Here is a 9,654-nt window from a genome sequence, read left to right on the forward strand (position 1 = left end):
GGGTCTGCGCTTCGTCGCCGACAAGCTGCTCGCGGTGCAGATGCCGGTATTGTCATGGTGGGCGCTGGTCACCGTCATCACGCGGGCGTCGACCACCATTACGGTGCTGGCGATCTTCACCGTCGGCATCGCGTTGCATGCGCAGGGCCTCACCACGGTCGGCGAGATCGTGATGTTCGTCTCTTTCGCCACCATGCTGATCCAGAAACTCGAACAGGTGGTCTCCTTCATCAACAGCGTGTTCATGGAGGCGCCCCGCCTGCAGGAATTCTTCCACGTGCTGGATGCGGTGCCCGCAGTGCGCGACCGGCCGGACGCGATCGACACCGGCCGACTCTCGGGTCTGGTCGAATTCAACGACGTATCGTTTTCATATGACGGCAAGCGGCCCGCGGTCGAAGACCTCTCCTTCACCGCGCTGCCCGGCCAGACCATCGCGCTGGTCGGCCCGACCGGCGCCGGCAAATCGACGGCGATAGCGCTGCTGCATCGCGCGTTCGATCCGCAATCGGGCATCATCAAGATCGACGGCATGGACGTCCGCGGCCTGACGCTCACGGCGCTGCGGCGGAACATCGGCGTGGTGTTTCAGGAAGCGCTGCTGTTCAATCGAACGATCGCCGACAATCTGCGCGTCGGCAAGCCGGACGCCACCGAAGAGGAGATGCGGATCGCCGCAGGCCGCGCGCAGGCGCTGGAATTCATCGAGCGCAGCGAGCAGGGATTCCAGACCAATGCCGGCGAGCGTGGGCGCATGCTGTCCGGCGGCGAACGGCAGCGCCTGTCGATCGCGCGCGCGCTGTTGAAAGACCCGCCGATCCTGATCCTCGACGAGGCGACCAGCGCGCTCGATGCGGTCACCGAAGCCAAGCTCAACGCCGCTCTCGATGAAGTGATGAAGGGACGCACGACCTTCGTGATCGCGCACCGGCTCTCGACCATTCGCAACGCCACGCGCATCCTGGTGTTCGACTCGGGCCGCGTGATCGAAAGCGGAACGTTCGATGAACTGGTGGCGAAAGGCGGTCGTTTCGCGGAACTCGCCAAGGCGCAGTTCATGGTTCAGGAAAATGCGCGGGCCAGTATTCAACCGCGCGAAACCGGCAGCGCCGCCGTCAAGATTTAGCTATCGTCGAAATTCGGCCTATTTCGTCCACGAATAAGTCGCACAGCCTCTGTTCTGGATCGGCAAGCCGGTATAGGTTTGCATCCGCTGTAGCCGACGGCGCCGGACACGCTTGAAACCCGAACGTCACATCTCAGGACCTCCTTTTACAAGGCGGGTCTCAAAGGACCGGAATCGGATTGTGCATTTTCCTCGCCCGCTGCTTCGCAAGCCATCGCTGAACTGGATCGTCCTTGTCGCAGCGCTCGGCATTGTCGCCCCGCGGCTCGCGCATGCGGAAGCCCACCTGCTGCTCGAAGCCGACACCGGAAAGGTCCTGGAGGCCGAGAACGCCACCTATCCCTGGTATCCCGCATCGGTGACCAAGCTGATGACGGCCTATGTCACGCTGAAGGCGGTCAAGGAGGGGCGCACTACGCTCGATACGCTGGTGACGGTGTCGCCGACAGCCGCCGCGCAGTCGCCCTCGAAGATGGGTTTCCGCCCGGGCACCCAGCTCACGGTCGATAACGCGCTGAAGATGATGCTGGTGAAGTCGGCCAACGACATGGCGGTGGTGCTGGCCGAGGGCGTCGGCGGTTCGATCGACGGCTTCTCGGCGCTGATGAACGAGAACGCCCAGCGGCTCGGCATGACGCAGACGAGCTACGTCAATCCGAACGGCCTGCCCGCGGACGGCCAGATCACTTCGGCGCGCGATCTTGCGATCCTCGCCCGCGCGATCATTCGCGATCTGCCTGAATACGAATATTTCGTCCACATTCCTTCGATCCGCTTCGGCCGCAAGGTTACGCAGAATTTCAACAAGCTGATCGGCCGCTATCCCGGCGCCGACGGTTTCAAGACCGGGTTCATCTGCGCATCCGGCTACAATCTGGTGGCGTCCGCCACGCGCAACGGCAAACGCCTGATCGCGGTGGTGCTTGGGGCCTCGTCCGGCCAGATGCGCGCGGTGCGCGCCGCTCAAATGCTGGAGCGCGGCTTTGCCAACAACACGCTGGCGTGGCTGCGCCCTTCGCTCGGCACGGTCGACAATCTGGCACCGATCGACGCCTCGCCGCCGAACCTGCGCGACGAGATGTGCGGCGGCAAGCGCCACAAGCCCGCCAGCGACGAGGATGAGGACACGGTTGCCAGCAGCGGCGGCGGCTCGACCGGCGGCGACAGCAGCATGACGTTCTTCGCCGCCGGGCTGCAGCCGCCGATATTGAAGCCGTCGGAATTGCTGGCGGCGGCGCCTGCGGCCTCGGAGCCGATCGTCGTCTACACCGGCCCGACCCGGACCGGCGCGGCATTGATTGCGGCCGTCGCCGCGGATTCCGACAAGCAGGCCTCGCCGCATCGCGGAAAGAAAGCCCGGATTGCCGCGAAGAAGCCCGATGCGGCGGCGGACCCCAAAGCCGACGGCAAGGAAACCGGCAAGGACGCCAAGTCCGACAAGAAGTCCGAACCGAAATCCGCGGCCAAGCCGGCCACTGCCAAGCACGCCGACGCCAAGCCCGATAATGCCCCGAAGACCGCCGAAAAGCCGGTCGCCGCGGCCGCCAAGCCGGCCAAGCCCAAGGCCGTTTCAAAGCCTTCGGCCAAACCCAAGAGCACGACCAGCGACGCCCAGCCAGCGGATCAAAAGACCACCGCGCCCCGCAGTTAGGTCCTGGTTCTGGCCGACCGAAGGGGCCCTGCTTACCCTACCATGCGTGATTACGGGCGAGCGCCTTGCCATGGGCCGCCGCATTGCTCAATACTGCCCAAAACAAGGCGTCTCAGCCCATAAATCGCGGCAGGAAACCGGAAGAGGAAACACCATGGAGCGCATCTGGCTCAAGCAATATCCGGCCGGCGTGCCGGCCGATATCGATGTGACCCAGTACCCATCGCTCGTCGAACTGCTGGAAGAAAGCTTTGCCAAATTTGCCGACCGCAAGGCCTTCATCTGCATGGACAAGTCGATCACCTATCGCGATCTCGACGAGATGTCGGTGGCGCTCGCCGCCTATTTGCAGGGCAAGGGCCTGCAGAAGGGTGCGCGCGTCGCGCTGATGATGCCGAACGTATTGCAATATCCGGTAGCGACCGCCGCCGTGCTGCGCGCGGGCTATGCGGTGGTGAACGTCAACCCGCTCTACACGCCGCGCGAACTCGAGCACCAACTCAAGGATTCCGGAGCCGAAGTCATCATCGTGCTCGAAAACTTCGCCCATACCGTACAGCAGGTGATCGCGAAGACCGCGGTCAAGCATGTCATCATCGGCACCATGGGGGACATGCTCGGTCTCAAGGGCATGATCGTCAATCTGGTGGTGCGGCGCGTAAAGAAGATGGTGCCGCCGTTTTCGATTCCGGGCGCTGTGCTGTTCAACGACGCCGTGGCGGCCGGTCGCGGCATGAAGTTCAGCAAGCCGAAGATCGGGCCCGACGATGTCGCCTTCCTGCAATATACCGGCGGCACCACCGGCGTATCCAAGGGCGCGACGCTGCTTCACCGCAACATTCTCGCCAATGTGCTACAGAACGATGCCTGGCTGCAGCCGGCATTGGCGGCGCCCCCGCATGTCGACCAGATCTTCATCGTCTGCGCGCTACCGCTCTACCACATCTTCGCGCTGACGGCCTGTTTCCTGCTGGCGGTGCGTGCTGGTGGCGTCAATCTCCTGATTCCCAATCCGCGCGACATGGCCGGCTTCATCAAGGAACTGATGAAATACCAGGTCAACAGCTTCCCGGCGGTCAACACCCTCTACAACGGGCTCTTGCACCATCCCGATTTCGGCAAGATCGATTTCTCCAAGTTGAAGATGTCCAACGGCGGCGGCATGGCGGTGCAGCGCCCGGTGGCCGAGCAATGGAAGAAGCTGACCGGCTGCAGCATCGCGGAAGGATACGGCCTGTCGGAGACTTCGCCGACGCTGACCTGCAACACCGCGACCTCCTCCGAGTTCAACGGCTCGATCGGCGTTCCCGTGCCCTCGACCTATATCTCGATCCGCGACGATGACGGCAACGAGGTGCCGCTCGGCCAGCCCGGCGAAATCTGCGCCAAGGGTCCGCAGGTGATGGCCGGCTACTGGAACCGGCCGGAGGAAACCGCAAAGGTCATGACCGCGGACGGCTATTTCCGCACCGGCGATATCGGCATCATGACGCCCGACGGCTACACCAAGATCGTCGACCGCAAGAAGGATATGATCCTGGTGTCGGGCTTCAACGTCTATCCCAACGAGGTGGAGGAAGTGATCGCCAGCCATCCCGGCGTGCTGGAATGCGCCGTGATCGGCGTTCAGGACGAACGTTCCGGCGAAGCCGTCAAGGCGTTTGTCGTCAGGAAGGATCCGAACCTCACCGCCGAGGATATCATCAAGTTCTGCCACGAGCAGCTGACCAACTACAAGATTCCGAAGCAGATCGAGTTCAGGACCGAGCTGCCGAAAACCAACGTCGGAAAGATCCTGCGCCGCGAGTTGCGGGACGAAAAGAAGGCCGCGGCGGCCTGAGCCGCCGAGCCGTTCGGCCCGATGACAAAACAGTGAAGGCGCGGGGCCATTGCTGTTTCCGCAGCGCCGAATATTGTGCCCCTCGACCGCCCGGTTTAAGAAATATCCGCACATTCAAGGAGAATTGACGATGACCATCAAAGTTGGCGACAAGCTGCCGGAAACGAAGTTTCGCGTGATGACGGCGGAAGGTCCGCAGGTCAAGACCACCGATGATATCTTCAAGGGCAAGAAGGTCGCGCTGTTCGCAGTGCCGGGCGCCTATACCGGCACTTGCCACAAGATGCATCTGCCGAGCATTTTCCTCAACGCCTACGCCATCAAGAACAAGGGCGTGAACACCATCGCGATCGTTTCGGTCAACGACGCCTTCGTCATGAACGCCTGGAAGCGCGACACCGACCAGCGCGACGAAGCGGTGTTCCTCGCCGACGGCAACGCCGATTTCACCAAGGCGATCGGCATGGAACTCGACGCTTCCGGCAACGGGCTGGGCATCCGCTCCCACCGCTACTCGATGCTGGTGGACGACGGCGTGGTCAAGAAGCTCAATCTCGAGCCGGCGCCCGGCAAGGTCGAGGTCTCCGGCGGCGATACGCTGCTGGGACAGCTGTAAGAACTTCCTCACAGCAACTCACACTCGTCATCGCCCGCCTTCGCGGGCGATGACGGTGACGCGGGCTTGAGCGCAGCCAAACCCATCGCACCGCTTCAGCCCTTCAGCCTCGCCATCGCGACGCCCTCGCGCGCCAGCTGGTCGGCGCGCTCGTTCTCGTCGTGGCCGGCATGGCCCTTGACCCAGTGCCAGCGGACTTCGTGAGATTTCAGCGCGGCGTCGAGGCGCTGCCACAGCTCGACGTTCTTGACCGGCTTCTTGTCCGCGGTGCGCCAGCCGTTTTTCTTCCAGCCATGGATCCAGCCGGTGATGCCCTGCCGGACATACTGGCTGTCGGTGTAGAGATCGACCGTGCAGGGCTTCTTCAGCGCTTCCAGCGCCGAGATCGCCGCCATCAGCTCCATGCGGTTGTTGGTTGTATGCGCCTCGCCGCCCTTCAATTCCTTTTCGACGTCGCCGAATTTGAGGATCGCGCCCCAGCCGCCGGGCCCGGGATTGCCCGAGCAGGCGCCGTCGGTGTGAATGATGACGGTGGGAAGCGAACTCACGCCACCAGCCCCGAGGCCGCGACGCCGTAATCGCGCAGGCTGGCCACGCTCTGCTGAAAGCGCAGCTTGCGGACGTATTCCAGCGGATCCTTCGGCCGCACCAGCGCGCCCGGCGGCACGTTGAGGAAATCCACCAGCCGCGTCAGCAGGAAGCGCAACGCCGCGCCGCGCGCCAGCAGCGGCAGCGCGGCCTCCTCGGCTTCCGACAATTTGCGCTCGCGGCCATAGGCGTTGAGGAAGGCGCGCGCCTTGGTGACGTTGAACGAACAATCGCTCTCGAAGCACCAGGCGTTGAGGCAGATCGCGACGTCATAGGCAAGCATGTCGTTGCAGGCGAAAGTGAAGTCGATGATGCCGGAGAGCCGGTCGCCGAGGAAGAACACGTTGTCCGGAAACAGGTCGGCGTGGATCACACCGATCGGCAATTGCTTTGGCCAGAGGCCGCCCTCGAGATGATCGAGCTCGGCCTCGATGAAGGCGCGCAACCCCGGCTGCAATTCGTCGGCGCGCGACGCGGACTGTTCGAACAGCGGCCGCCAGCCCGACACCGACAGCGCGTTGGCGCGCGCCATCGGAAAATCGCGACCGGCCAGATGCATGCGCGCCAGCGCCTGGCCGACGCCGGCGCAATGCGCGGCGCTGGGCTTGCGCGGCCAGATACCCTCGAGAAAACTGATAATCGCCGCGGGCCGGCCGGCCAACGTGCCGAGCGCCTCGCCGCTTCTGTTCTTGACCGGCAGCGGACAGCTGATGCCGCGCGAGGCGAGATGCGTCATCAGAGCGAGAAAGAACGGCAGATCGTTTTTCGCGACGCGCTTCTCGTACAGCGTCAGGATGAAGTAGCCGGCCGAGCTATGCAGCAGGAAATTGGAATTCTCGACGCCCTCGGCGATGCCCTTGTAGGACAACAGCTCGCCGAGATCGTAACGGCTCAGGAATTCCGCAAGTTCGTCGGCGGCGACGTCGGTGTAAACCGCCATGGGAGCCTACGCCGCGTCGGGCCGCAGCGAACGCGGCAACGGAAAGAATTCGTTCTCTTCCGCGGCCGAGACCGTCTCCACATGCAGTTCGTAACGCTCGGCGAACGCACCCATGATCTCCTCGACGATCACTTCCGGCGCCGAGGCGCCCGCGGTGATGCCGAGGCTCTTGATGCCTTCGAAGCGCGCCCAGTCGAGATCGCCGGCGCGCTGCGCCAGCACCGCGATCGGACAGCCTTCGCGTTCGGCGACTTCGCGCAGCCGCTGCGAGTTCGACGAGTTCGGCGCGCCGACTACGATCAAGGCGTCGACCACCGGCGCCACTTTCTTCACCGCGAGCTGGCGGTTGGTGGTGGCGTAGCAGATGTCTTCCTTGTGCGGGCCGGAGATGTTGGGGAACCGTTCCTTCAGCATCGCGACGATTTCGGCGGTGTCGTCGATCGACAGCGTCGTCTGCGTCACGAAGGCGAGGTTGTTGGGATCCTTCGGCGTAAAGGTCTTGGCGTCCTGCGCGGTCTCGATCAGCGTCACCGCTCCGGGCGGCAGCTGCCCGAGGGTGCCGACGACTTCCGGGTGATGGGAATGCCCGATCAGCAGGATTTCGCGGCCGCGCTTGAAATGGATCGCCGCCTCCCGGTGCACCTTGGTGACCAGCGGGCAGGTCGCGTCCAGCGAAAAGAAATTGCGCGCCTGGGCGTCGGCGGGCACCGATTTGGGAACCCCGTGGGCGGAAAACACCACCGGGGCGTTGGTATTGTCGGGGATTTCGGCCAGTTCCTCGACGAAAATCGCGCCCTTGGCCCTCAGGCTGTCGACCACATAGCGGTTATGGACGATCTCGTGCCGAACGTAGACCGGGGCGCCATAGATGGTCAGCGCCCGTTCCACGGTGTCGATCGCCCGTACCACGCCGGCGCAGAAGCCCCGCGGCGAACAAAGCACGATTTTAAGGGGTGGTTTGGCCTGCATGGGAGCGATCTCGGACCGAATCACCCCTCGCCGCCGGGCAGGGAACGGTCAATTCGGATAAGGACTTGGGACTGCTTTCGGGCGCTGTCAAGACCGTTTAGCTAACCATTGCGCGGTTAGCCCCGGACAGCTTATATAGGGCGTAATTCCCGTCATCGCTGATGACCACGGCTTCGCCCCCCAGGGGTGGGCGAAGCGCAAAGGAGATTTGCCATGAGCAATGCACCGCTGATGCCGAAGGCGACGGCCGTGTGGCTGGTCGACAATACCGCGCTGACGTTCGATCAGGTCGCCGATTTCACCAAAATGCACCCGCTCGAGGTCCGCGCCATTGCCGACGGCGACGCCGCGCAGGGCATCAAGGGCATGGACCCGATCTCGACCGGCCAGCTCACCCGCGACGAGATCGAAAAGGGCGAAAAGGACCCGAATTACCGCCTGAAACTCGGCGAGAGCAAGGTGGCGCTGCCCCCGGCCGCCAAGAAGAAGGGCCCCCGCTACACCCCGGTGTCGCGCCGCCATGAGCGGCCGAGCGCGATCCTGTGGCTGGTCCGCAACCACCCCGAGCTGAAGGACGCCCAGATCATGCGCCTGGTGGGGACAACCAAGACCACCATCGCCAGCGTGCGCGACCGCACCCACTGGAACGCCTCGACCCTGACCCCAATGGACCCGGTGACGCTCGGCCTGTGCTCGCAGATCGAACTCGATTTCGAGGTGCAGCGCGCCGCCAAGGAGAAGCCGACCGACACCGCCTACGGCGGCGCCACCCTGCTGCCGGCCTCCGAGACCACCAAGAAGGAACCGGAATTCGAGCCCAGCGAGAAGCAGCGCGACGACCTCAATGTCGATGCGGTATTCGCAAAACTGAAGACGATCGGCGGCAAGAAGCAGGACGAAGAGTAAGGGCGCGCAACGTTCCGTCGCGTCAACGGACTGCACCGCTCCGACCACAGCCGTCATATCAATTGAGATCGTCATCACCGGGGAAGATCGTCATCACCGGGCTTGACCCGGTGATCCATCCTCTTCGAAAAGTTTTTTTCCGAAGCTTGATGGATTGCCGGGTCAAGCCCGGCAATGACACCTTGCGGGTTGCGCCGACGCGGTGGCGCGTGATGACGGCTACGGTTTCAACTTTCATCAAACAGCGCGCCTATTCGCAGACACAGCTTCGCGATCTCGCGGCCTGATATGCCCGAGCTTTTGCCGGAAATTTTCCTTACCCTCCGTCAGAGGGCGCAGGGAATGCCGGGCGCCCGATGCGCCCGATAGCCGCGTGTGCAGAGGTAGTGGTGGAAAGCACACGCGTTAGTCAGGTCACACCGGCATCACCCGGCATTCCCCGCGCAATGGTTTTACGGCTTATAACGCGCTCTCCCCGGTGACCGGGCTTTCTTGCCACCGTCACCCCCGAGAAGCCTGCTTCCCGGGAGCTTGATGCCAGCGTCGGGGCATCAGGACCACACGACTTCGCCGTCCGCCTCAACGCCGTTCGTCATCGGCGCATCCGCGTCCACCGCATCCCGCCCCGCGTTCGTGACGATCGCGAGCCGCCCCCCTGTGGGACAGGACGGCTGCGGATATAGAGTGATTTGCGTCTTCTGAAATCAGAAATTTTTTTCACAAGGGGCTGGACAGAGGGGTCGCTAAATCGCCCAGGTGATTTGCCCGTCGGGTGGTTTCGGCGTGTGAAGAGACCGCGAAAAAATCGGGCCATACGGTGAACCGCAACTCCCGGCGCAAAGCGGACCTTGCGCGGCTGTCACGTTTCAATCGCATTGCTCGCTACCGCGGTATCGTGGCGCAAACACCACCGGGCAGCGTCGATGACCGCCAAGATGCGGCCCCCCAGAAATTTCGCCCCTTTTAATCCCGCTCTGCGGGAACCCTCTTTGGCGATACAATCGCTCCAAGGGGGATT

General features: G+C 63.4%; 9 protein-coding genes. 5 read left to right on the forward strand and 4 right to left on the reverse strand.

The genetic code is table 11. The features are described from left to right. The 4 genes from QZ213_RS18645 to QZ213_RS18660 form a co-directional block, all read left to right on the forward strand. Positions 1 to 1,126: ATP-binding cassette domain-containing protein (locus QZ213_RS18645; RefSeq protein ID WP_291687569.1), on the forward strand; the 1,126-nt coding region annotated here is incomplete at its 5' end. A 181-nt stretch (positions 1,127 to 1,307) separates the two neighbouring features. Continuing rightward, positions 1,308 to 2,777 carry a D-alanyl-D-alanine carboxypeptidase family protein gene (locus QZ213_RS18650; protein ID WP_291687570.1) on the forward strand — a complete coding sequence of 490 codons (1,470 nt, stop codon included), beginning with the start codon at positions 1,308 to 1,310 and terminating at the stop codon, positions 2,775 to 2,777. A gap of 154 nt (positions 2,778 to 2,931) precedes the next feature. Continuing rightward, positions 2,932 to 4,617 carry a long-chain fatty acid--CoA ligase gene (locus QZ213_RS18655; RefSeq protein WP_291687571.1) on the forward strand — a complete coding sequence of 562 codons (1,686 nt, stop codon included), beginning with the start codon at positions 2,932 to 2,934 and terminating at the stop codon, positions 4,615 to 4,617. 130 nt (positions 4,618 to 4,747) lie between these two features. Beyond that, on the forward strand, positions 4,748 to 5,233 hold the full coding sequence (locus tag QZ213_RS18660) for a peroxiredoxin (RefSeq protein ID WP_291687572.1): 486 nt from the start codon (positions 4,748 to 4,750) through the stop codon (positions 5,231 to 5,233). Between the two features lie 95 nt (positions 5,234 to 5,328). Here QZ213_RS18660 and rnhA read toward each other — a convergent pair whose 3' ends face one another. Genes rnhA through ispH form a run of 3 tightly spaced genes read right to left on the reverse strand, consistent with a single transcriptional unit; the run spans position 5,329 to position 7,730 of the window. Then, on the reverse strand, positions 5,329 to 5,781 hold the full coding sequence (gene rnhA / locus QZ213_RS18665; RefSeq protein WP_291687573.1) for a ribonuclease HI: 453 nt from the start codon (positions 5,779 to 5,781) through the stop codon (positions 5,329 to 5,331). Continuing rightward, positions 5,778 to 6,761 (reverse strand): homoserine kinase, encoded by a 984-nt coding sequence (locus QZ213_RS18670; protein WP_291687574.1) that lies wholly within the window; start codon positions 6,759 to 6,761, stop codon positions 5,778 to 5,780. Before QZ213_RS18670 ends, rnhA begins: the two co-directional genes overlap by 4 nt. Before the next feature lie 6 nt (positions 6,762 to 6,767). Beyond that, entirely contained in the window at positions 6,768 to 7,730 is a 963-nt protein-coding gene (ispH, locus tag QZ213_RS18675; protein ID WP_291687575.1) for a 4-hydroxy-3-methylbut-2-enyl diphosphate reductase, read from the reverse strand. A gap of 213 nt (positions 7,731 to 7,943) precedes the next feature. Here ispH and QZ213_RS18680 point away from each other — a divergent pair, with 213 nt between their 5' ends. Next, positions 7,944 to 8,636, forward strand: coding sequence for a cell cycle transcriptional regulator TrcR (locus QZ213_RS18680; RefSeq protein WP_291687576.1), 693 nt, complete (start codon positions 7,944 to 7,946; stop codon positions 8,634 to 8,636). A 58-nt stretch (positions 8,637 to 8,694) separates the two neighbouring features. Here the strand turns inward: QZ213_RS18680 and QZ213_RS18685 are convergent, their stop codons facing one another. Then, a complete protein-coding gene (locus QZ213_RS18685) occupies positions 8,695 to 8,874 on the reverse strand; it encodes a hypothetical protein (protein WP_291687577.1) in 180 nt (59 codons plus the stop codon). Positions 8,875 to 9,654 lie beyond the last annotated feature (780 nt).

The organism is Bradyrhizobium sp. (assembly GCF_017881085.1).
Lineage (GTDB): Bacteria > Pseudomonadota > Alphaproteobacteria > Rhizobiales > Xanthobacteraceae > Bradyrhizobium.